General features: G+C 64.1%; 20 protein-coding genes. 9 read left to right on the forward strand and 11 right to left on the reverse strand.

Annotated elements, in window-relative coordinates:
• The first annotated feature begins 83 nt into the window (after positions 1-83).
• From ACSQ3Z_RS06885 to ACSQ3Z_RS06910, 6 genes are all read left to right on the forward strand, one after another.
• Positions 84-995: a LysR substrate-binding domain-containing protein gene (locus tag ACSQ3Z_RS06885; RefSeq protein ID WP_436171851.1), complete on the forward strand. Its 912-nt coding sequence runs from the start codon at positions 84-86 to the stop codon at positions 993-995.
• A gap of 142 nt (positions 996-1,137) precedes the next feature.
• Positions 1,138-2,292 carry an ABC transporter substrate-binding protein gene (locus ACSQ3Z_RS06890; RefSeq protein ID WP_436171852.1) on the forward strand — a complete coding sequence of 385 codons (1,155 nt, stop codon included), beginning with the start codon at positions 1,138-1,140 and terminating at the stop codon, positions 2,290-2,292.
• Between the two features lie 217 nt (positions 2,293-2,509).
• Positions 2,510-3,508: an ABC transporter ATP-binding protein gene (locus ACSQ3Z_RS06895; RefSeq protein WP_436170582.1), complete on the forward strand. Its 999-nt coding sequence runs from the start codon at positions 2,510-2,512 to the stop codon at positions 3,506-3,508.
• A 59-nt stretch (positions 3,509-3,567) separates the two neighbouring features.
• On the forward strand, positions 3,568-4,473 hold the full coding sequence (locus tag ACSQ3Z_RS06900) for an ABC transporter permease (RefSeq protein WP_436171853.1): 906 nt from the start codon (positions 3,568-3,570) through the stop codon (positions 4,471-4,473).
• Positions 4,463-5,278: an ABC transporter permease gene (locus tag ACSQ3Z_RS06905; RefSeq protein ID WP_436170583.1), complete on the forward strand. Its 816-nt coding sequence runs from the start codon at positions 4,463-4,465 to the stop codon at positions 5,276-5,278. Before ACSQ3Z_RS06900 ends, ACSQ3Z_RS06905 begins: the two co-directional genes overlap by 11 nt.
• A 25-nt stretch (positions 5,279-5,303) precedes the next feature.
• Positions 5,304-6,731 (forward strand): gamma-aminobutyraldehyde dehydrogenase, encoded by a 1,428-nt coding sequence (locus ACSQ3Z_RS06910; protein ID WP_436170584.1) that lies wholly within the window; start codon positions 5,304-5,306, stop codon positions 6,729-6,731.
• Between the two features lie 356 nt (positions 6,732-7,087).
• Here the strand turns inward: ACSQ3Z_RS06910 and ACSQ3Z_RS06915 are convergent, their stop codons facing one another.
• The 7 genes from ACSQ3Z_RS06915 to ACSQ3Z_RS06945 all read right to left on the reverse strand — a co-directional run bounded on the left by ACSQ3Z_RS06915 (position 7,088) and on the right by ACSQ3Z_RS06945 (position 14,643).
• Positions 7,088-7,396, reverse strand: coding sequence for a formate dehydrogenase subunit delta (locus ACSQ3Z_RS06915; protein WP_436170585.1), 309 nt, complete (start codon positions 7,394-7,396; stop codon positions 7,088-7,090).
• Positions 7,386-8,216, reverse strand: a complete 831-nt coding sequence (fdhD, locus tag ACSQ3Z_RS06920) for a formate dehydrogenase accessory sulfurtransferase FdhD (protein WP_436170586.1) — start codon at positions 8,214-8,216, stop codon at positions 7,386-7,388. The genes ACSQ3Z_RS06915 and fdhD overlap by 11 nt, the downstream gene beginning before the upstream one ends.
• A gap of 2 nt (positions 8,217-8,218) precedes the next feature.
• The gene (gene fdhF / locus ACSQ3Z_RS06925; RefSeq protein ID WP_436170587.1) at positions 8,219-11,128 is read right to left on the reverse strand and encodes a formate dehydrogenase subunit alpha; all 2,910 of its coding nucleotides are present in this window, start codon (positions 11,126-11,128) and stop codon (positions 8,219-8,221) included.
• A 10-nt stretch (positions 11,129-11,138) separates the two neighbouring features.
• Complete coding sequence (locus tag ACSQ3Z_RS06930) at positions 11,139-12,695, reverse strand: formate dehydrogenase beta subunit (RefSeq protein WP_436170588.1); 1,557 nt, start codon at positions 12,693-12,695, stop codon at positions 11,139-11,141.
• Positions 12,692-13,171 (reverse strand): formate dehydrogenase subunit gamma, encoded by a 480-nt coding sequence (locus ACSQ3Z_RS06935; protein ID WP_436170589.1) that lies wholly within the window; start codon positions 13,169-13,171, stop codon positions 12,692-12,694. Before ACSQ3Z_RS06935 ends, ACSQ3Z_RS06930 begins: the two co-directional genes overlap by 4 nt.
• Before the next feature lie 134 nt (positions 13,172-13,305).
• Positions 13,306-14,205: a LysR family transcriptional regulator gene (locus ACSQ3Z_RS06940; RefSeq protein WP_436170590.1), complete on the reverse strand. Its 900-nt coding sequence runs from the start codon at positions 14,203-14,205 to the stop codon at positions 13,306-13,308.
• A 60-nt stretch (positions 14,206-14,265) separates the two neighbouring features.
• On the reverse strand, positions 14,266-14,643 hold the full coding sequence (locus ACSQ3Z_RS06945) for a VOC family protein (protein ID WP_436170591.1): 378 nt from the start codon (positions 14,641-14,643) through the stop codon (positions 14,266-14,268).
• A 197-nt stretch (positions 14,644-14,840) separates the two neighbouring features.
• On the opposite strand from ACSQ3Z_RS06945, the gene ACSQ3Z_RS06950 reads away from it, so the two are divergent.
• Positions 14,841-16,010, forward strand: coding sequence for an Mrp/NBP35 family ATP-binding protein (locus tag ACSQ3Z_RS06950; protein WP_436170592.1), 1,170 nt, complete (start codon positions 14,841-14,843; stop codon positions 16,008-16,010).
• A 12-nt stretch (positions 16,011-16,022) separates the two neighbouring features.
• Here ACSQ3Z_RS06950 and ACSQ3Z_RS06955 read toward each other — a convergent pair whose 3' ends face one another.
• Positions 16,023-16,472 (reverse strand): SRPBCC family protein, encoded by a 450-nt coding sequence (locus ACSQ3Z_RS06955; protein WP_436170593.1) that lies wholly within the window; start codon positions 16,470-16,472, stop codon positions 16,023-16,025.
• Positions 16,473-16,621: 149 nt separating this feature from the next.
• Between ACSQ3Z_RS06955 and ACSQ3Z_RS06960 the strand changes: the two genes are divergently transcribed.
• A complete protein-coding gene (locus ACSQ3Z_RS06960; protein WP_436171854.1) occupies positions 16,622-18,427 on the forward strand; it encodes an IlvD/Edd family dehydratase in 1,806 nt (601 codons plus the stop codon).
• Between the two features lie 204 nt (positions 18,428-18,631).
• Here the strand turns inward: ACSQ3Z_RS06960 and ACSQ3Z_RS06965 are convergent, their stop codons facing one another.
• A complete protein-coding gene (locus ACSQ3Z_RS06965) occupies positions 18,632-19,048 on the reverse strand; it encodes a GFA family protein (RefSeq protein WP_436170594.1) in 417 nt (138 codons plus the stop codon).
• 164 nt (positions 19,049-19,212) lie between these two features.
• On the opposite strand from ACSQ3Z_RS06965, the gene ACSQ3Z_RS06970 reads away from it, so the two are divergent.
• Positions 19,213-19,611 carry a hypothetical protein gene (locus ACSQ3Z_RS06970; RefSeq protein WP_436170595.1) on the forward strand — a complete coding sequence of 133 codons (399 nt, stop codon included), beginning with the start codon at positions 19,213-19,215 and terminating at the stop codon, positions 19,609-19,611.
• A 13-nt stretch (positions 19,612-19,624) separates the two neighbouring features.
• Here the strand turns inward: ACSQ3Z_RS06970 and ACSQ3Z_RS06975 are convergent, their stop codons facing one another.
• Together ACSQ3Z_RS06975 and ACSQ3Z_RS06980 are read right to left on the reverse strand one after the other, a co-directional pair.
• Positions 19,625-21,214, reverse strand: a complete 1,590-nt coding sequence (locus tag ACSQ3Z_RS06975; RefSeq protein ID WP_436170596.1) for a trimethylamine methyltransferase family protein — start codon at positions 21,212-21,214, stop codon at positions 19,625-19,627.
• Between the two features lie 197 nt (positions 21,215-21,411).
• Positions 21,412-22,905, reverse strand: coding sequence for a PLP-dependent aminotransferase family protein (locus ACSQ3Z_RS06980; RefSeq protein ID WP_404275162.1), 1,494 nt, complete (start codon positions 22,903-22,905; stop codon positions 21,412-21,414).
• Positions 22,906-23,094: the final 189 nt, after the last annotated feature.

Raw genomic sequence — 23,094 nt, forward strand, 5'->3', positions numbered from 1 at the left:
AGCGGTTCTGCGTTTTCGTGAAACGATGAACCGCTCTAGTGTTGCCACTTCCCAGCGTGGCCTTCGCCGTGTTTAGTCCGGCCATGGCCTTCACCATCCGCCAATTGCAGTTCTTCGTCGCCGTCGCCGAGCAAGGCACTGTGTCGGGCGCAGCCCAGAATCTGTCGATCTCGCAATCCTCGGTCACCGAGGCGATCAAGGAGCTTGAGAGCGATCTCGGCGTCGAGCTGTTCGAGCGCCATCCGCGCGGCCTCAACATCACCCACAAGGGCCACCAGTTCCTGCGCCACGCAACCAAGATCCTGGCCGACGTTTCCGACGCGCGCCGTGCTTTCTTCGGCGACCAGTTGGTGGCCGGCGGCCGCCTGCAGCTCGGCGTCACCTCGCTGGTCGCCGGCTATGTGCTCTCCGACCTGCTCGCCCGCTACCGCCGCGCCTATCCGGGCGTCGAGGTCTCGGCCATCGAGGACAATGGCGATTACCTTGAGCACCTGCTGATCGGCGGCAAGCTCGACATCGCCGTCATGGTTACCTCGAACCTGCGCGACCGCACCGCGCTGCAATCGGAAATCCTCGAGGTCTCGGCCTACCGCTTGTGGGTGCCGCTCAGCCACAAGCTGGCCAGCGCCGACATCATCGGCATCGGCGACATCGCCGGCGAACCGCTGATCATGCTCACCGTCGACGAGATCGAGGAGAACACCGGCAAGCTGCTGGTTGCGATCGGCGCCAAGCCGCATGTCGCCTTTCGCACCCGCTCGGTCGAGGCGGTGCGCAGCCTGGTTGCCACAGGTGCCGGTGTGGCACTCTTACCCGACCTGGTCTACCGGCCGTGGTCGCTGGAAGGCGACCGTATCGAATCGCGCGATATTTCCGGCACTCTGCCGGTGGTCCAGGTCGGCATGGTCTGGCGCCGCGGCTCCAGCCTGCCGCAGGCGGCGCGCGACTTCATCGGCCTTGCGCAGTCGCAGCGCACGGTCCGCCAGCGGCCGTGACAAGGTCCGTCTTCTATCTATCGGTAAAACCGATATCGCCTTTCTGATAAATGAATTTGCGAAACCGGAAATTTCGCAGCACCTTTCATTTCAGGGACCAAAGCCGCCGCGAGAGTGCGGCCCCTAAAATGGGAGATCGATGATGAATTCATTCCTGAAGTCATGCACTGCATTGACGGTCGCGCTGACCTTTTCCAGCCAGGCAATCGCCCAGGTCAAGGAACTCGGCAAGGGCGAGGGCGAGGTCAATATCGTCGCCTGGCCGGGCTATATCGAGCGCGGCGAAACCGACAAGGGCTATGACTGGGTGACGTCCTTCGAGAAGGACACCGGCTGCAAGGTCAACGTCAAGACCGCCAACACTTCGGACGAGATGGTCTCGCTGATGAATGAGGGCGGTTTCGATCTCGTTACCGCCTCGGGCGACGCGTCGCTGCGGCTCGTCGCCGGCAAGCGCGTGCAGCCGATCAACACCGATCTCGTCCCGAGCTGGAAAACGGTCGACGACCGCCTGAAGGACGCGCCCTGGTTCACGGTCGACAAGGTGCACTACGGCGTTCCCTACCAGTGGGGTCCGAATGTGCTGATGTACAACACCGAAGTCTTCAAGGAAGCGCCAAAGAGCTGGAGCGTCGTCTTCGAGGCGATGGACCTGCCCGACGGCAAGCCGAACAAGGGCCGCGTCCAGGCCTATGATGGTCCGATCCACATCGCCGACGCCGCCAACTACCTGATGTTCCACAAGCCGGAACTCGGCATCAAGGATCCTTACGAGCTGACCGAGGACCAGTACAAGGCGGCGCTCGACCTTCTGCGCGTCCAGCGCACGCTGGTTGGCCGCTACTGGCATGACGCCGCCATCCAGGTCGACGATTTCCAGAACGAGGGCGTCGTCGCCTCGGGCTCGTGGCCCTACCAGGTCAACACGCTGGTCGCCGCCAAGAAGCCGGTCGCCTCGACCGTTCCGGAGGAAGGCGTCACCGGCTGGGCCGACACCACCATGATGCAGGCCGACGCCGCCCATCCGAACTGCGCCTATATGTGGCTCGAGCACTCGCTGTCGCCGAAAGTGCAGGGCGACGTCTCGGCCTGGTTCGGTTCGCTGCCCGTGGTGCCTGCCGCCTGCAAGGGCAATGAATTGCTTGGCGAAGAGGGTTGCAAGACCAACGGCTACGACAATTTCGACAAGATCAAGTTCTGGAAGACGCCGGTGTCGAAATGCGCCAGCGAGAACAACCAGTGCGTGCCTTATTACCGCTGGGTGTCGGACTATATCGGCGTCATCGGCGGTCGATGATTTTGCCCATTGCCCTCCCCCTTGTGGGAAGGGTGGACGTGTAACGTTGGGGTGGGGTCCGCGAGGTGGGGGGATACTCGGCAAGTCTTGCCGGATCACCCCCACCCGGGGCTTCGCGCGACCTCCCCACAAGGGACGCGCAGTTCACTGGCTCCGCCCGCAATCCGTGGCGGCGCTGGCGATATCGACAAATCAACCGGCAACAGACTGACAGCCCATGACCTCCGCCGTCTCCTTCCAAAGGGTCTCCCGCCATTTCGGCAGCGTGCGCGCCGTCGATGCGGTCGATCTCGACATCGCGCCGGGCGAATTCTTTGCCATGCTCGGTCCGTCCGGGTCCGGCAAGACCACCTGCCTGCGCCTGATCGCCGGCTTCGAGCAGCCGACCGCCGGCTCGATCTCGATCTTTGGCGAGCGCGCCGAGGGCGTCCCGCCCTATCGCCGCAACGTCAACACTGTCTTCCAGGACTACGCGCTGTTCCCGCATCTGAACGTGCTCGACAATGTCGCCTACGGGTTGATGGTCAAGGGCGTCGGCATGCCCGAGCGGCAGAAGGCGGCCGAAGAGGCACTGTCGCTGGTGCGGCTGCCAGGCTATGGCGCGCGCCGCCCCGGTCAGCTTTCCGGCGGCCAGCGTCAGCGCGTTGCGCTGGCGCGAGCCCTGGTCAACCAGCCCAAGGTGCTGCTGCTCGACGAGCCGCTCGGCGCACTCGATCTCAAGCTGCGCGAGAACATGCAGGAGGAGCTGAAGTCGCTGCAGAAGGCGCTCGGCATCACCTTCGTCTTCGTCACCCACGACCAGGGCGAGGCGCTGTCCATGGCCGATCGCGTCGCCGTCTTCAACGACGGCAGGATCATGCAGATCGGCACGCCGGAGGATATCTACCAGCGGCCGAAGACGCGCTTCGTCGCCGATTTCGTCGGCTCCTCCAACGTGCTGCCGCCGGATTTCGTCCAGCGCTATTCCGGCCAGCACCGCTGGGGCAGCCTGCGTCCCGAATCCATCCGTGTCGGCCGCGGGGCCAAGGGCGACGGCGTTGCCGCCCGTCTCGTCTCGACCAACTATCTCGGCGCCACGACAAGGCTGGCGCTCGATGCCGACGGGTTGAGGCTGCACGCCATCGTGCCGGCCGGCACTGCCGTTCCGGAGGAAGGTGAGGCCGTCATGCTCACCTTCAACCGCGAACACCTGCATCTGATGGACGAGCCGGCATGAGTCTCAACCCCGCCATCCCACGCGCCACCGCCCCCGCCATCCTGCCAGGCAGCGGCGGCATGCGCGGCGCGCTATCGGATCTCTTTTGGCGCCGGCCGCAGCTCTTGCTTTTGCTCATGCTGCTGCCGCCGGTTCTGTGGCTCGGCGTCGTCTACATCGGCTCGCTGTTTGCGCTCTTGCTGCAGAGCTTCTTTTCGATCGACGAGTTCTCCGGCCTGATCAACCGCGAGTTCACGCTCAAGACCTATGGCGACCTGTTCCAGGCCGCCAATCTCGACATCATCCTGCGCACGGTGACGATGGCGGCCCTGGTCACGCTGGCATCGGCGGTCATCGCCTTTCCCATCGCCTATTATGCGGCGCGCTATGCGCGCGGCCGCTGGAAGGCGCTGTTCTATCTCGGCGTCATGCTGCCACTGTGGTCGAGCTACCTGGTCAAGATCTACGCCTGGAAGCTCATCCTCGCCAAGGAAGGCATCCTCACCTGGCTGCTCGCCAAGCTGCACCTCCTGTGGCTGCTCGATGGCTGGCTGTCGCTGCCCATCGTTGGCGGCAATTCGCTGTCGGTCTCCTTCACCGGCACCTTCATCGTCTTCGTCTATGTCTGGCTGCCCTTCATGATCCTCCCCGTTCAGGCCGCGCTCGAACGCGTGCCCGGCAATCTGGTCGAGGCCTCGTCCGATCTCGGCGCCTCACCCAGCCAGACCTTCCGCAACGTGCTGTTCCCGCTGGCGCTGCCCGGCATCGTCGCCGGCTCGATCTTCACCTTCTCGCTGACATTGGGTGACTACATCATCCCGCAGATCATCGGCACCTCGCGCCTGTTCATCGGCCAGGCCGTCTATTCGCAGCAAGGCACCGCCGGCAACATCCCGCTCGCCGCCGCCTTCACCGTGGTGCCGATCCTCATCATGGGGTTCTATCTCTTGGGCGCCAAGCGCATGGGGGCCTTCGATGCGCTCTGACCGCGGCCAGTCGGCCCCTCTCGGACTGAAGATCGCCGCTGCCTGCGGCCTGCTCTTCCTGCATCTGCCGATCCTGCTGATCTTCGTCTATGCCTTCACCACCGAAGAGAAAAGCTTCGTCTGGCCGCCGCCGGGGCTGACCACGCAATGGTTCGCCGTCACATGGAATCGTCCGGATGTCTGGGAAGCGCTGTCGCTGTCGGTCCGCGTCGCGGCCATCTCGACGGCCATCGCGCTGGTGCTCGGTACGCTCTGCGCCGCCGCTGTCTCGCAGACGCGCTTCTTCGGCCGTGAAGCCATCTCGCTGCTGGTCATCCTGCCGATCGCGCTACCCGGCATCATCACCGGCATTGCGCTGCGCTCGGCTTTTTCGCTGGCCGACATCCCGTTCTCGTTCTGGACGATCGTCCTTGGCCACGCCACCTTCTGCGTCGTCGTGGTCTACAACAATGCGGTCGCCCGCTTCCGCCGCACTTCCGGCTCGATGATCGAGGCCTCGATGGATCTCGGCGCCGACGGCTTCCAGACGTTCCGGCATGTGGTGCTGCCCAACATCGCCACCGCACTGCTTGCCGGCGGCATGCTCGCCTTCGCTTTGTCCTTTGACGAAGTCATCGTCACCACCTTCACCGCCGGCCAGCAGCAGACCGTGCCGATCTGGATGCTGGAGGAGCTGATCCGGCCGCGCCAGCGCCCGGTCACCAATGTCGTCGCCATGGTCGTCGTGCTGGTGACGCTGCTGCCCATCCTGCTTGCCTATTACCTGACCCGCGACGGCGACCAGATCGCCGGTTCGGGCAAATAACCCCAAAGAATAAGGGAGAGACTCCATGGACACCCAGATGCTGATCGGCTCGACCTTCGACAAGGGCACTGAGACCGAAGAGCCGATCCTCAATCCCAAAACCGGGGCGACCATCCTAAACCTGCCGGAAGCCAGCCCGGCGCAGATCGAAGCGGCGGTGGCTGCGGCGGAAAAAGCCTTCGTCACCTGGTCGCGCACCACGCCGGCGCAGCGCTCCGGCTATCTCTTGAAGATCGCCGACCGCATCGAGGCCGAAGCGCAAGAATTCGCTGCGCTCGAGGCGCTGAACTGCGGCAAGCCGATCAATGCTGTGCTCAATGACGAGATCCCGGCGATCGTCGACTGCTACCGCTTCTTTGCCGGCGCAGTCCGCTCGATGCCAGGCGTGGTCGCCGGCGAATATCTGCCGGGCCACACCTCGATGGTCAGGCGCGACCCGATCGGCATTGTCGCCTCGATCGCGCCGTGGAACTATCCGCTGATGATGATGGCGTGGAAGCTGGCGCCGGCCATCGGCGGCGGCAACACAGTCGTGTTCAAGCCGTCCGAGCAGACGCCGCTGACCGCGCTGAAGCTGGCCAGGATCCTCGCCGAGGTGCTTCCCGAGGGCGTCGTCAACGTCGTGCTCGGCCGTGGCGACAGCGTCGGCAACACGCTTATCAATCATGCCAAGGTCAATATGATCTCGATCACCGGCGACGTCGCCACAGGCAAGAAGGTGCTGCAGGCGGCCGCCAAGTCGGTCAAGCGCACGCATCTCGAGCTCGGCGGCAAGGCGCCGGTCATCGTCTTCGACGACGCCGACCTCGGCGCCGTCGTCAACGGTCTGCGCGCCTTCGGCTACTACAATGCCGGCCAGGACTGCACCGCCGCCTGCCGCATCTATGCCGGCAGGAAGATCTATGACAAGCTCGTCGCCGATCTCTCTTCGGCGGTCTCGACCATCAAATACAACCGCCCCGACGACACCGAGAACGAGATCGGGCCGCTGATATCGCGCCGCCAGCGCGACCGCGTGTCGAGCTTCGTCGAGCGCGCTTCGGAGCTGAAGCACATCGAGATCACCACCGGCGGCAAGCCTGGCGAGGGCTCGGGTTTCTTCTACCAGCCGACGGTCGTTGCCGGCGCGCTGCAGGAAGACGAGATCGTGCGCCGCGAAGTGTTCGGTCCGGTCGTTTCGATCACCCGCTTCTCGGAGGTCGACGAAGCCGTGAACTGGGCCAATGACAGCGACTACGGGCTGGCGTCGTCGGTGTGGACCAAGGACGTCTCGCGCGCCATGGCGACCGCCGCCCGCCTGCAGTATGGCTGCACCTGGATCAACACCCACTTCATGCTGACCAACGAGATGCCGCATGGCGGCCTGAAGCAGTCCGGCTACGGCAAGGACATGTCACTCTACGCGCTAGAGGATTATACAGCCGTTCGCCACGTTATGGTGGCGCATGGGTAGCGCTTCTTCCCTTCTCCCCGTTCACGGGGAGAGGGTGGCCCGAAGGGCAGGATGGGGGGCGGCACAAGCTTCTGCGAACTTGGCTCCGCCCCTCATCTGCCTGCAGGTCGAGATTGGAGATGAAAGCCCGGCACGAACACGAGATCGAACGATCCCTGGCCGACCACCTGATAGGCAATCGCACATCGCCACTACGGGCATATCGAGTTTCGATCGGCCTCACGCAAATACCCCGCCCGGCCAGACGTCTTCTTGTCGTCAACCATAGCAGAGCCATGGGCGCGCTTGCGGCACCCAAACCTTAGAGGGCTGAAATATAGGAGCTTTGGCGACTGGCGCGCTGTTGTCAGGCTATCTCAGCGGGCTGCGTTCTCGGCCGCGGCAGGCCCGGTGTAGCCGATGTTCTTGTCGGCCTGTTCTGGCGCCTTGGGCCGCTTGATCCTGGCAGAGGCGGCCACCACCAGTTCGTTGAAATTCTCGGTGCCGCCGTCCAGCATCTCGAACAGCTGCCGCCGCATCCTAGGCTCCCAGAACTTGTTGATGTGCTCGGCAACGCCGGCAATGCCTTCCTCGCGCGGCTTGGAATGGAAGAAATCGGCGATCTGGTTGGCCATGCGCACCAGCTTTTCCTTGGTGCTCATGATGTGTTCTTCGTCATGCGACATGCTTGGCAACTCCGGAAGCCACCCGGTCCGGGTGGGTGAAAACATCGAAATCGTCGCCGCGAACCAACGCGACGAGCGTCATGCCCGCGTCTTCCGCGGTGCGGATGGCAAGTGCTGTCGGCGCCGAAACGGCGATGATGATGGCGGCACCGATGGCCGCCGTCTTCTGCACCATCTCGACCGACACGCGCGACGTCACAACCACGGCGCCCGACGCACCGTCGATGCCGGCTTTCGCCATTGCGCCGGCCAGCTTGTCCAGCGCATTGTGGCGGCCGACATCTTCGCGCGCCATGACGATGCCCTTGCCTGGGATATAGAAGCCCGCCGCGTGCACAGCGCCGGTCTCGGTGTGCAACGGCTGCACCTTCGACAAAAGCTTGACCGAGCGGACGATATCGTCGGCTGAAAGCGTAAGTTTTGACGCACTGACCGCGTCGACCGAACGCATGGCCTCTTCGATAGACTCGATGCCGCACAACCCACAGCCGACCGGACCGGCAAGCCGCCGCCGCCGCGCCTGGAAGCGCGTATTGGCCTTGTCCTTCAATCGGATCTGGATGTCGATGCCGGCGCCAAGATCTTCGACCTCGATCGCCTCGATCTCGTCAGGAGCAGCAACGATGCCCTCGGTCAGCGAGAAGCCGAGCGCGAAATCCTCGAAATCGGCAGGGCTTGCCATCATCACCGCGTGCGTGGTGCCGGCGAAGGAGAACGCCACCGGCGTTTCCTCCGGCACCATGCGGTTGGCGGCCGCCGTCCCGCTCGCGCGGTGCGCCAACCGCGATATCTGCGTCGTCGCTTTGCGGCGCGCGGCCAAGATTACTCCGCCGCTTCCAGCGGAGCGATGCGGCGGCTCTGGCGCGCCTGCTCGTTATAATCCCTCTGCCACTCGGTCGGGCCGTTGGACGGCGCCACCTGCACGGCGGTGACCTTGTATTCCGGACAGTTGGTCGCCCAGTCCGAGAAGTCGGTGGTGATCACATTCGCCTGCGTGTCCGGATGGTGGAAGGTCGTGTAGACCACGCCAGGCGAGACGCGGTCGGTGATCAGCGAGCGCAGCGTCGTCTCGCCGGAACGGCTCGCCAACCGCACCCAGTCGCCTTCGCGAATGCCGCGGTTCTCGGCATCGTGCGGATGGATCTCCAATAGGTCTTCGGCATGCCACATCACATTTTCGGTGCGCCTGGTCTGCGCGCCGACATTGTACTGCGACAGAATCCGCCCGGTGGTCAGCAGCAGCGGGAAGCGCGGACCGGTTCTTTCGTCCGTCGCCACATACTCGGTGCGAATAAACTTGCCCTTGCCGCGCACGAAACCGTCGACATGCATGATCGGTGTGCCGAGCGGCGCCTTCTCGTTGCAGGGCCACTGCACCGACCCGACACGGTCGAGCAAATCGAAGGAGACGTTGGCGAAGCTCGGCGTCGTCTTGGCGATCTCGTCCATAATCTCGGAAGGATGTTGATAATTCCAGTCCAGCCCGATCGCGCGGGCAAGCTCCTGCGTCGCCTCCCAATCGGCGTAGCGCGCCTTCGGCTCGATGACCTTGCGCACCATGTTGATGCGGCGCTCGGCATTGGTGAAAGTGCCGTCCTTCTCGAGGAAGGTCGAACCTGGCAGGAACACATGCGCGTAGTTCGCCGTCTCGTTGAGGAAGAGGTCGTGCACGACGACGCACTCCATCGCGGCAAGACCGGCGGCGACGTGCTTGGTGTCGGGATCGGACTGCAGGATGTCCTCGCCCTGGATGTAGATGCCCTTGAAGGAGCCGTCGACGGCGGCATCCAGCATGTTGGGGATGCGCAGGCCCGGCTCGTCGTCGAGCTTCACGCCCCACAGGCTCTCATAGATGTCGCGCACGGCTTCGCCGGAGATATGGCGATAGCCGGGCAGTTCGTGCGGGAAGGAGCCCATGTCGCATGAGCCCTGCACGTTGTTCTGGCCGCGCAGCGGGTTCACGCCGACGCCCGGACGGCCGATATTGCCGGTAGCCATGGCCAGGTTGGCGATCGCCATCACCGTGGTTGAACCCTGGCTGTGTTCCGTCACGCCGAGGCCGTAATAGATCGCGCCATTGCCGCCGGTGGCGTAGAGACGCGCCGCCCCGCGGATCAGCTCGGGATCGACGCCGGACAGCTTGCCGACGGTTTCGGGGCTGTTTTCCGGCAAGGCGACGAAAGATGCCCAGTCCTGGAACTCCGCCCAGTCGCAGCGTTCGCGGATGAAGGCTTCGTCGAAGAGACCTTCAGTGACGATGACATGCGCCAGCGCCGTCAGCACCGCCACATTGGTGCCAGGCTTCAGCGGCAGGTGATAGGCCGCTTCAATATGGGCCGACTTGACCATCTCGGTGCGGCGCGGATCGAGCACGATCAGTTTGGCGCCCTGGCGCAGCCGCTTCTTCAGCCGCGAGGCGAACACCGGATGGGCCGATGCCGGATTGGCGCCGATGACGACGGCGACGTCGGTGAAATCGACCGAGTCGAAATCCTGCGTGCCGGCCGAAGTGCCGTATGTCTGGCCGAGGCCGTAGCCGGTCGGCGAATGGCAGACGCGCGCGCAGGTGTCGACATTGTTGTTGCGGAAGCCTTGCCGCACCAGCTTCTGGACGAGATAGGTCTCCTCGTTCGTGCAGCGCGAGGAGGTGATGCCGCCGATCGCGGTGCGTCCGTACTGGTACTGGATGCGGCGGAATTCCTTGGCCGTATGGGCAACAGCCTCTTCCCAGCTCACTTCGCGCCAGGGATCGGAGATCTTTTCCCGGATCATCGGCGACAGGATGCGATCCTTATGGGTGGCGTAGCCATAGGCGAAACGGCCCTTCACGCAGGAATGGCCGTGGTTCGCCTTGCCATCCTTGTAGGGCATCATGCGAATGACCTCGTCGCCCTTCACTTCGGCCTTGAACGAACAGCCGACGCCGCAATAGGCGCAGGTGGTGACGGCCGAGCGCTCCGGCATGCCCTTCTCAAGCACCGTTTTCTCGCGCAGCGCGTCGGTCGGGCAGGCCTGCACGCAGGCGCCGCAGGACACGCATTCGGAGGCGATGAAATCCTCGTGCATGCCGGCGACCATGCGCGATTCGAAACCGCGGCCCTCGATGGTCAGCGCGAAGGTGCCCTGCACCTCCTCGCAAGCCCGCACGCAGCGCGAGCAGACGATGCATTGCGCCGGATCATAAGTGAAATAGGGGTTGGATTCATCGCGGGCGATGTAGTCGACAGCCAGCGAGCCGTGCCCGGGCGCGACGCCGTTTTCCTTGACGTGGTTGCGGCCTTCGACGCCGAAGCGGTTCTCGGTCAGGCCGACCGACTTCGCCACAACGTCGAACTCGCTGGCGCCGGTGCCGGCCTTTTCGTTCCAGCCGGTCGGATGGTCGGAAACGTAGAGCTCCATGACGCCGCGGCGAATGGCGTCGAGCCGTTCGGACTGCGTGTTGACCACCATGCCTTCGCCAACCGGCGTCGTGCAGGACGCCGGCGTGCCGCCGCGGCCCTCGATCTCGACGAGGCAGACGCGGCACGAACCGAACGAGTCCAGCATGTCGGTGGCGCAAAGCTTCGGTATCTCGACCCCGCCTTCCATCGCCGCCCGCATGATCGACGTGCCTTCCGGCACGGTGATGCTGCGGCCATCGACGGTCAGCGTGACCTGCTTTTTCGCAGTGGATTGCGGGGTTCCGAAATCGGTCTCTTCGATGAGCGATGGGAAGTCGGCCTTGATGTTCATCTGCCAGCTCCTATTCAGCCGCCACGCGCGCCGGCGCCGGCTTGAAATCTTCGGGGAAATGGGTGATCGAGCTCATCACTGGATAAGGCGTGAAACCGCCCAGCGCGCACAGCGATCCGAACTTCATCGTGTTGCAGAGGTCGGTGACCAGAGCGAGGTTCTTCTCCGGCTCGATGCCGGCAGCGAGCCTGTCGATGGTCTCGACGCCACGCGTCGAGCCGATGCGGCAGGGCGTGCACTTGCCGCAGCTTTCGATGGCGCAGAACTCCATGGCGAAGCGCGCCTGCTTCAGCATGTCGGCGGTGTCGTCGAACACGGTGATGCCGGCATGGCCGATCAGCCCGTCCTTGGCGGCGAAGGCTTCGTAATCGAACGGCGTGTCGAACAAAGCGCGCGGGAAGTAAGCGCCGAGCGGTCCGCCGACCTGCACCGCCTTCACCGGCCGTCCCGTGGCCGTCCCGCCGCCGATATCGTCGACGATCTCGCCGAGCGTCATCCCGAAAGCCGCCTCGAACAGGCCGCCATGCTTGACGTTGCCGGCAATCTGGATCGGGATCGTGCCGCGTGAGCGCCCCATGCCGTAGTCCTTGTAGAAGGCGGCACCCTTGTCCATGATGATCGGCACCGAGGCCAGCGAAATGACGTTGTTGATCACCGTCGGCTTGCCGAACAAGCCTTGAATCGCAGGCAGCGGCGGCTTGGCGCGAACCACGCCGCGCTTTCCTTCCAGGCTGTTCAGCAGCGAGGTTTCCTCGCCGCAGACATAGGCGCCGGCGCCGACTCGGATTTCCATGTCGAAGGCGTTGGGCGAACCCATCACATTGGTGCCGAGCACGCCGGCCTTGCGGGCGACCTCGACGGCCCTGTTCATCGTCGCCACCGCATGCGGATATTCCGAGCGGATATAGACAAAGCCCTTGGTCGCGCCGGTGGCGATGCCGGCGATCGCCATGCCTTCAATGAGCACGAAGGGGTCGCCCTCCATGATCATGCGGTCGGCGAAAGTGGCGCTGTCGCCTTCGTCGGCGTTGCAGACGATGTATTTGCGCTCACCAGCGGTATCGAGCACCGTCTTCCACTTGATGCCGGTCGGGAAGCCGGCGCCGCCGCGGCCGCGCAGGCCGGATTCGGTGACCTGCTTGACGATGTCGGCCGGCGCCATCGCCACCGCGTTCTGCAGGCCCTTCAGCCCGCCGAGCGACTTGTAGGCATCGAGCGAAATCGGGTCGTTGATGCCGCAGCGCGCGAAAGTCAGGCGCGTCTGCTTGGCCAGGAACGGGATCTTGTCCGGCGCGCCCAGCCAGCGCTTGTGGGGGGCGCCGGTGAGGAAGCCGCTGTCGAACAGGCTCTTGACGTCGGAAGGCTTGACCGGTCCATAGGCGACGCGGCCATTGGCGGTCGCCACTTCGACCATCGGTTCGAGGAAATAGGCGCCGCGCGAACCATTGCGCACGATCTTGGCCTCGATGCCGCGTTCGGCCAATTCCTTGGCGATCGTCTTTGCGACCTTCTCGGCGCCGAGCGCCAGCGCGCCGGAGTCACCTGGAATGTAGATGCGCGGGATCATGAGCGTACCTCCGCGACGATCTCTTCGATCTTCTCGTCATCGAGCCGCCCGATCACCTCGCCGTCCAGCATTGCCGACGGCGAACAGGCGCAAAGCCCGAGGCAATAGACCGGTTCCAGTGTAACCGATCCGTCGCGGGTGGTCTCGTGAAAATCGATGCCGAGCAATTGCTTGATCTTGGCGGCGACGGCATCCGAACCCATCGACTGGCAGGCTTCCGCCTGGCAGAGCTTGAGCACATGCCGGCCGGCCGGCTTGGCGCGGAAATCATGATAGAAGGTGACGACGCCGTGCACTTCGGCCCTGGAGAGGTTCAGCCCATCGGCAACGACCGGCAGCGCGTCGTGCGGCACATGGCCGAACTCTTCCTGGATGCCGTGGAGGATCGGCAGCAGCGGACCTTCGAGGTCCTTCAACTCCTGGACGATCGCCGCCGTGCGCGATGCGATCTCGGTACTTGCAGGCTGCATCGTCATGCAGCGCCCTCCCTGGTCGATAGCCTTTATCGCTAAGTCTTTACAAAATCAGAGGAAACCCCTGAAATCAATAAAGCTGATCCGTTGCTTGATAGAAATTCTCTATCAAGGCTGTTCAGCCAGCACTGTCTAGCTCAGCGGCGGGTGTGGAAATCGTCCGCCAGCGCCATCGCCTCGTCCAGAAGCGCCTGCACCAGCGGCGTGTGCGGCTCGCGCGGCGTCGCCACCAGCCCGACCGTGTGGCTGGCATCAGGCTCGACGATCGGAATGGCCCGGATCGGCTCGGAAAAGCCGAATGTTTCCGCAAGGTTGAGCGGCATGATCGACGACCATTTGCCGGTGTGGATATGCGAAAACAAGACGATCATCGAGTTGGATTCGAGCGTCGGCCGCACCTGCACGCCGGCCTCCGCCAGATGCTGGTCGATGATGCGGCGGTTTTGCATATCCGGCGTCAAAAGGCAGAGCGGCAACCGGCTGATTTCCGCCCATGTCACTTTGTCGCGGTCGGAATAGGGGTTTCCGACCGCCGTTATCAGTTGATAGCGCTCGTCATAGAGCGGCACGCTGATCACCCGCCCCAGCGGCTCGTTGTCGAGATAGGTAATGCCGGCATCGATGTCGAAATTGCCGAGCAGCGACAGCACCTCGATCGAGGTTCGCGACAGCACCGAGAAGGTGACGCCCGGGTGTTTCTCGCGAAACGGCGTCGTCAGCCGCGCCACCATGGCAAGTGCCGTCGGGATGGCGGCGATGCGGATGCTGCCGGAAAGGCCATGCCGCGCCGCCCGCATTTCCTCGCGCATGGCGCGGCTGTCGCCGACGATGCGCCGTGCCCACACCAGCACCTGCTTACCTTCCGGTGTCAGCCCCTGGAAGCGCGAGCCGCGCAGCACCAGCATCACGCCGAGCTGGCCTTCCAGCTGTTTGATCCCGGCCGAAAGCGTCGGTTGCGTCACGTCGCACACTTCCGCGGCCCGGCCGAAATGCTCTTCCTTGGCCAGCGCTATGAAGAATTCCAGCTTGTCGATCATCGGTGCAAGCTAACCGGCGCAAGGCAGCTGCGCCAGATCATGCCTGCGGCGCCTAGCTGCCTATTTGTCCACCAGGTTCAGGATGTTGCCGTCCGGGTCCTTGAACCATGCGACCTTCATGCCGTAGCCGACATGGATATCGCCCTCGAGCGTCAGGCCTGGCATCTCATAATGCTCGAAGGCGACACCCTTCGATTTCAGCGATTTGACGACATTGCCGATCTCGTCGCCGACCGTCCAGGTTACCGCCGTCGCCTTGTTGGTTCCGGCGAACTCGGAATGATAGACGTTGATGACGGTGTCGCCACTTTTGTAGACGACCAGTTCGTCGCCCATATTGTCCACCTGCTTGAGGCCCAGCGTGCCTTCATAAAAGGCCTTTGCCTTCGCCAGGTCCTTCACCGCCAGATTGGCCGTCGCATTGCTGTTTGCGAGCATGATCGTCTCCTTCCCTTGATATCGTGCTCAAGCTGGTCTTTCAGATAGGTCGCGCCGGATGGTTGGCGACCATCGATCAGGCAAATCCGACAGCCTCCGTCGTTTTTCGAGGCACACCAGGCCGGCTATTGCTCCACGGCTTGGTTCTGCCCGGAAACTGCATTATCTCAGGCGCAAGCTTGCATAAGGAAGACCTGATGTCCGTTACCAAGGAAATCGTCATCGAGCGCCTGAAGACGGTCAACGGGCCGGACTTCACCGGCAACATCGTCGACCTCGGCATGGTTTCCGAGATTTTCATCGCCGATGGCAAGGTGTTCTTCTCGATCACCGTTCCCGCCGCCCGTGCGCAGGAGATGGAGCCGCTGCGCGCCGCCGCCGAGCGGGTGGTCAAGGCGATCCCCGGCGTTGCCGGCGCCATCGTCGCGCTGACCGCCGAGAAGAAAGGCGGCGGCATGGAGGCTCCGGTTCCGCCGCGTCCTGCACCGCGGCCGACGCCGCCGGCAGCACCCGCGCGGCCCGCGCCACAGGCGCCGGCGTCGCACAGCCACGGCAAGCGCGGCGTGCCCGGCATCGAGGCGATCATCGCCGTTGCCTCCGGCAAGGGCGGCGTCGGCAAGTCGACCACCGCCGTCAACCTGGCGCTTGGGCTTGCCGCCAATGGTTTGAAGGTCGGTGTGCTCGATGCCGACATTTACGGCCCGTCGATGCCGCGGCTGCTCAACATTCATGGCCGGCCGCAGACCGTCGACGGCAAGATCCTGAAGCCTATGGAGAATTACGGCCTCAAGGTGATGTCGATGGGCTTCCTCGTCGACGAGGAGACGCCGATGATTTGGCGCGGCCCGATGGTGATGTCGGCGCTGACGCAAATGCTGCGCGAAGTCGAATGGGGCCCGCTCGACGTGCTCGTCGTCGACATGCCGCCCGGCACCGGCGACGCCCAATTGACCATGGCCCAGCAGGTGCCGCTGGCCGGCGCCGTCATCGTCTCGACGCCGCAGGATCTCGCGCTGATCGACGCGCGAAAAGGCCTCAACATGTTCAGGAAGGTCGACGTGCCGCTGCTCGGCATTGTCGAGAACATGAGCTACTTCCTCGCTCCCGACACCGGCAAGCGCTACGACATTTTCGGCCATGGCGGCGCCCGCCGCGAGGCCGAACGCCTCGGCGTCACCTTCCTCGGCGAAGTGCCGCTCGAAATGGGTATCCGCGAAAGCTCGGACGCCGGCACGCCGGTGGTGGTGTCGAAGCCGGAGGGCGCCGAGGCGAAGATCTATCGGGATATCGCGGCGAAGGTTTGGGACAGGGTCAATGAGGAGCGCGGCGCTGCCGAGGCTGCGGTGCCAAGCATCGTGTTCGAGTAAGGCGGGCGCGGTTCAGCCGCCCACCTTCTCGCCGAAGCTCGAGAAAAACTGCCCGGCCAGCTTCTTCGAGGTCGATTCGATCAGCCGGCTGCCGAGCTGGGCGATCTTGCCGCCGACGTCGGCTTTGGCCGCGTATTTGAGCACCGTCGTGTCCGGCCCATCGGCAGTCAGCGTCACGTCGGCGCCGCCCTTGGCGAAGCCGGCGATGCCGCCCTTGCCCTCGCCCTGGATCGTGTAGGAATGCGGCGGCTTGAGGTTTTTCAGCGTCACCTCGCCGTTGAACGTCGCCTTGATCGGCCCGATCTTCAGCACCACGGTCGCCGCCATCTCGGTGGCCGACTTCATTTCGAGGCTCTGGCAGCCGGGGATGGTGTCCTTCAGTATCTCGGGGTCGTTCAGCGCTTCCCACACTTTTTGCAGGGGTGCGGCGATGCGTTCCTCGCCTTCGATCACCAAAGCCATCAAAAACCTCCCGGAAAGATTGGCTCGAAGCCCTAGCGCAGGGGCGCTGTTGTGTCTATCGCACCAAAGTGTTGGTTCGGATCGCGCATGCCTCTTGCCTGCTTCCGCGCGTTGCCATATCGATTTGTCCTACAAATATGGAGACCATGATGGCCGGCGCCCCCACAGATAAGAAGAAATTTCGCTCGCAGGAGTGGTTCGACAACCCTGATAACCCCGGCATGACGGCGCTCTACCTGGAGCGCTATCTGAATTACGGCCTGACGCGGGCCGAGCTGATGTCGGGCAAGCCGCTGATCGGTATCGCCCAGACCGGATCGGATCTGTCGCCTTGCAACCGTCACCATATCGAACTGGCCAAGCGCGTGCGCGAAGGCATCGTCTCGATGGGCGGCATCCCTTTCGAGTTCCCGTGTCATCCGATCCAGGAGACCGGCAAGCGCCCGACCGCGGCACTCGATCGCAACCTTGCCTATCTCGGCCTGGTCGAGGTGCTGTACGGCTATCCGCTCGACGGCGTCGTGCTCACCATCGGCTGCGACAAGACCACGCCCGCAATGCTGATGGCGGCGGCCACCGTCAACATTCCGGCCATCGCGCTGTCGGTCGGCCCGATGCTCAATGGCTGGCACAAGGGCAAGCGCACCGGCTCCGGCACCATCGTCTGGGAGTCGCGCCAGCGCCTGTCGGCCGGCGAGATCGACTATGACGAGTTCATGGACATCGTCGCCTCCTCGGCGCCGTCCACCGGCTATTGCAACACCATGGGCACCGCCACCACCATGAACTCGCTGGCCGAGGCGCTGGGTATGCAGTTGCCGGGTTCGGCCGCCATTCCGGCGCCCTATCGCGAGCGCGGCCAGATTTCCTACGAGACTGGCAGGCGCATCGTCGAGATGGTGCATGAGGATTTGAAGCCGTCCGACATCATGACGCGGCAGGCGTTCGAGAACGCCATCGTCGTCAATTCGGCCATCGGCGGCTCGACCAACGCGCCGATCCATCTCAACGCCATCGCCCGCCATCTCGGCGTGCCGCTCGACAATGACGACTGGCAGACGGTCGGCCTCAATGTGCCGCTGATCGTCAATCTGCAGCCGACGGGCGAATATCTCGGCGAGGACTATCACCATGCCGGCGGCGTGCCGGCCGTGGTGGCCGAACTGCTGAAGGCCGGACTGTTGCCGCACCCCGACGCCGTGACCGCCAATGGCAAGTCGATCGGCGACAATTGCCGCAGCGTGGCCAACGAGAACGCCGACGTCATCCACACCGTCGCCAAGCCGCTCAAGGCCAATGCCGGCTTCATCAACCTCAAGGGTAATCTGTTCGATTCGGCGATCATGAAGACCAGCGGCATCTCGCCGGAATTCCGTGAGCGCTATCTGTCCAATCCGAAGGACCCGGAAGCCTTCGAGGGCAACGCCATGGTTTTCGACGGACCGGAGGATTACCACGCGCGCATCGACGATCCGGCGCAAGGCATCGACGAGCACACGATCCTGTTCATGCGCGGTGCCGGCCCGATCGGCTATCCGGGCGGTGCCGAGGTCGTCAACATGCAGCCGCCGGCCTATCTCATCAAGAAGGGCATCCACGCGCTGGCCTGCATCGGCGACGGCCGCCAGTCGGGCACGTCGGGCTCGCCGTCGATCCTCAACGCTTCGCCGGAAGCGGCGATCGGCGGCGGCTTGGCGCTGCTCAAGACCGGCGACCGTGTCCGCATCGACCTGAACAAGGGCACCGCCAACATCCTCGTCAGCGACGAAGAGATCGCGCAGCGGCGTGCGGCGCTGCAGAACAATGGCGGCTTTCACTACCCGCAACACCAGACGCCGTGGCAGGAGATCCAGCGCGGCATGGTCGACCAGTTCTCGGCCGGAATGGTGCTGAAGCCGGCGGTGAAATACCAGGATGTGGCGCACACCAGGGGTGTGCCGCGCGACAACCACTGAGCGGCCCATCGCGGACGACAAATGGCGGCTTGATCTGATCAAGCCGCCATTTACGCCTGATCTAGAGTAACTCCAGGAAAAGTGCGCGGCGGTCTTCCGTCCGGAATTGCGTAAAAACAAATACTTAGAGCGGGTCGGCGATTCTACCAAAAGCTGAACCGCTCTAAGCCTGACGACGGGCCTCCTGGGTTGGTCCGGGACCGCTCACAAATATCCGGTGATCTCGGGCGGCTGGTCCTGCCGGTTGCGTTTGCCGTCCTCGTAGATGATCGGTGCGGCGGCGAGTTCCTCCTCGGTGACGTCGTCGAGGCAGGCGACATTCACCGCCCAGAAATTGCCGCCCATGAAATCGAGGTAGCCGCGGGAGAAGAAATTCGCGCCGCAGTTCGGGCACATATAGTGGTTGATATCGCCTTCCGGCCAGTTGGATGGGCTCGCCTTGTATTCCCGCATCCGGTCGCGGCCGTCCGTTACGCGCAGCGCCTCGAAGGCCGTGAAGGATTTCCTGTAGCCGAGCTTCCAGCAGAAACTGCAGTTGCATTTGCGGATGCCCTCGGCGAGGTCGAGATCGGCCTCGAAATGCACCGCGCCGCAATGGCAGCTACCGTGATAGGTCTTCATCGTGGGGTCTCCTCGCAGAATTGCCCTGCCCGTCGATGGTCGGCGAAGCCAGGCTCATGTTTGCAGCTACGCCAGATAGGTTCCCAATCTATCCGGGCAATGCGTCCCTATGTGCAATAGCGGCGCGCGGTGCCCATATTGTCTGAAAGCGGAACAGGACCATCATGACCAGACGGCGCTCTTCTCTCGGATTCCTCGGCATGTTCGGCCGCTCGGGCGACCTGAGGCAACTCGATGCCGCGTTGCGCGGCGCCGATCTTCATCCTGCCCTGGTGCCCGAGGGCGTCAAGCTTACCATCGTCAATCTGATGCAGGATCGCTGGCCGGACGAGCCGCCGGAGCGGGCCTATTCATCCGTGGCACAACTGTGCAGCTACTGCATCGCCGGAGCGGAGACGTTCGAGCAGGCGAATGGACGGGAAGCGAGGCTTGAGGCGGAGCGGCGGATCGAGGCGGCGCTTGAGACCGGCGACAGCTTCGATGCGCAGATCGTGCTGATGACGCTACATGCAAAACTGATCAGCGCCGACGTCGTCGAGCGCTATGGACTCAGCGCTGAATGATCTGAAAGCGGTCCTAGCCGCCCATGCTTCCGCGCGGCAGCTTGATCATCTCGCCGAAGCGGGCGCGCAGTTTGTCGTCGACCAGCTTAGGCACGTGGCGCGGGAAGCGCTCGGCAAGCACGCGCTTCTTCTCGATGATCGCCCGCTGCAATATGTCGGGCCGGCCCTTCTCGTTCCATTCCTTCGGTGAAAAGCGGTCGCCGACGGCCGGATAGAAATATTCGGTCTGCATCAGCCTGAGCGTCTGCTCGTTGCCGAGATAGTGACCCGGTCCCTTCAGGCAGACATCGGCGATGGTGTCGATCGACAGCGCCTCGTCGGTCACCTCGATGCCGCGCACGCAGCGCAGGCAGTGGCCCAGCATGTCATTGTCGATGATCAGGCTTTCCAGGCAGAAGCCGAGCAGCGAGGCATGCATGCCGGCCGATTCGTAGACGAGGTTGAGCCCGGCAAGGCCGGCCATGACGTCGGTGATGCCCTTTTCGTAGCCGGACTGGATGTCGGGCAGTTTCGAATCGGTCATCCCGGCGGCCGAGCCGCCCGGCAGATCGTAGAATTGCGCCATCTGCGCGCAGGCCGCGGTCAGCACCGCCTGCTCGGCCGAGCCGCCCGACATGGCGCCGGTCCTTAGGTCCGAGACGAACGGCCAGGTGCCGAAGATCGCCGGGTGGCCGGGCTTGATGGCGTTGACATAGACGAGGCCGGCAAGCACTTCGGCCACCGCTTGCACCACCGCGCCGGCAATCGCCGCCGGAGCAGTGGCACCGGCCTGGCCGGCCGACAGCAGCAGGATCGGGATGCCGCCTTCGACGCAGGCTTCGAGCACGCCGCAGGCGTCCTCGGCGAACTTCATCGGCGGCACGACAAAACAGTTCGAGTTCGACACGAACGGCCGGGCGCGGAAATTCTCCTCGCCACCGGCGATCGCGTAGAGCATCTCGAGAGCCGGCTGCACGTTCTCGCGCACCGTGAACGAGGTGCCGACATGCTTGGACGTTCCCATCACGCAGGCGTAGAGCGTGTTGAAGTCCATATCGAGCGGATCGGGAATGTCGCGCGGCACCATCGGCCGCTGGAAGAAGTGGATGTTGTCGAGCCCCTCGACGATGCGGGCGGCGTCATAGATGTCCTGCAGCAGCGACTCGCGGTATTCGCGCTTTTCGACATCGACCAGGTGAACCGCGGCCCCGGCCGTGCCGTAGTGCACGCGCTTGCCCTTGATCAGCATGTCGTGCCTGGGGTCCTGGCCGTGCAGGGTGAAATGCCGTGCTGCCTTCCTGATCGTTTCCAGCACCAGCGCGCGCGGGAAACGGACACGCCCGTCATCGCCATAGATGGCGCCGGCCTTGGTCAGCGCTTCGATGCAGGAAGGAATGGCGTTGGCGAAGCCGACCGTCTCCAGCAGCGTCAGCACCGCCTCGTGGATGCGCTCGCGATCGTTCTCGCCGAGCGGTCCATAACTGCCGCCTTCGAGGCCGGCGCGCACCGGTCTGATGTCGTCGGCAAGCGGTGCCGCCCGCATGGCGCGGCGCGCTTCGCGCCCGCCAGAGCGCCGCGAACGCTGGTCCGTCGACGCATCCTGCTTCTCAAGAGCCACTGACATGGAGGCACTCCACCTTTAGCTGCGAAGCAGGAGGCGGTGGTTGGTCCACCATCGGCCTGCTTCGTCCCCTTTATGCATCGACTATGCCGCCGGCATTGGCACAGCCTATGAGCCAGCGGGTCCCGTCGCATATGCCAGGGCGCTAAACAAAACGGGGCCGTTTCCGGCCCCGTTGTAAATTGGCTTCAAGCAGCCTGTCAGGCTGCCGCCGGCCTGCGGCCTGCCGCCGTCGCCAGCTCGCGAATGCCGGGCTCGATGTGCTGCAGCGCGATCGAGGAAATGCCCAAACGCATGAAGCGCGACGGCTTTTCGGTCCTGTCGAAGAAGCGGTCGCCGGGTTCGATGATGACGCTGCGCGAGGCAGCCGCCTCGGCCAGGCCTCGCGAATCGGTGCCGCGCGGCCCTTCGAGCCAGAGCGACGTGCCGCCGGCCGAGTCGGTCGAGCGCCATTCCGGCAGGAAGGCGGAAATCGCATGGACCAGACGCTTGCGCCGCTCGTCGAAGGCGGATGACAGCCGCCGCACCAGCGCCTCGTGGTGGCCGAGCGACAGGAACAGCGCGACGGCGCGCTGGTTGTTGGCCGGCGGATGCCTGAGCATGAAGCGGCGCAACGCGCGTAGCTCGGCGATCAGCCCTGCCGACGCCACGATGTAGCCAAGCCGAAGGCCGGGAGCCAGCGTCTTCGACATCGAGCCGACATAGACGACGCGGCCGGAGCGATCGAGGCTCTTCAGCGCCTGCTGCGGTGCTTCGTCGAGAAGCTGGCTGTCATAGCCGTCCTCGATGATGATCTGGTTGTGGCGGTTGGCGCGCGCCAGAAGGTCCTGCCGCCGCTCCGCCGACAGCGGCACCATGGTCGGGCAATGGTGGCTGGGCGTCACGAAGACGAAGCCGGAATCGTTGGGGATGGACGAGGTGACGATGCCGGACTGGTCGACCGGGACCGGCTGGATGTCGGCGCCCGCCAGCCGGAAGATCGAGCGGGCGTCGGGGTAGCCCGGGTCCTCCATCGCCACCTTCGAGCCCTTGGTCATCAGCAGCGTAGCCAGCATATAGAGCGCGTTCTGGGCACCCAGCGTGACGATGATCTCGTCCGGATTGGCGAAGATGCCACGCCGCGGCAGGAGCCGCGCCTGGATCTGCTCGATCAGCAGCGGATCGTCGCGGTCGACCATGTCGGAGGCCCAGTTGCGGATTTCGAGCACGGCCAGCGCCATGCGGTTGCACTCGCGCCATTCGGCGGTCGGGAACAGCGCCGGGTCGAACTGGCCGTAGACGAAGGGGTAGGACGACTTGATCCAATTGTCGTGCTTGGCCGGCGGCGGCATGTCGCTGGCGGCGATCTGCCGGCGCGCCTTCCAGTCGATCTCGTTGGCCTGGTCGGGCGCCTTCTGATGCGGCTTGGCCGGCGTCGCCAGCACGTCCGGGTTGACGAAATGGCCGCGCCGTTCGCGCGCCACCAGGAAACCCTGGTCGACCAACTGCTGGAAAGCCAGCACCACCGTGCCGCGGGCGACGCCGAGTTTCTCGGCCAGGATGCGGCAGGACGGAAGCGGCATCGAAGCGGCAATTTGCCGGTCGAGGATGGCGGCGACGATCGCCTGACGGATCTGCGCCTGCAGGGTCTGCCCGGATTCCGCAGAAATCCGGAACAGGCCGGACCAGATGGCCGTGTCATTACGCTGTGGCATGGGAAATGTTCCTCGATGGCCAGCCTTTTTCACTTGGCTGGACCAGCCGAACGTAACCGTGGCACAAGGGGTTGCGCCAATCAATTTTTCTGATCGCTGGGATTTATGCCAGTGATCCTTCACGTGATTTTGATGCTGCACTGCTGGCGGAGTGCGGCATCCAAGCGTGAGGCGACGCCTCATCGCGGC

Origin of the sequence: Mesorhizobium sp. LjNodule214, assembly GCF_964252735.1 — a bacterium.
Classification (GTDB): Bacteria; Pseudomonadota; Alphaproteobacteria; order Rhizobiales; family Rhizobiaceae; genus Mesorhizobium.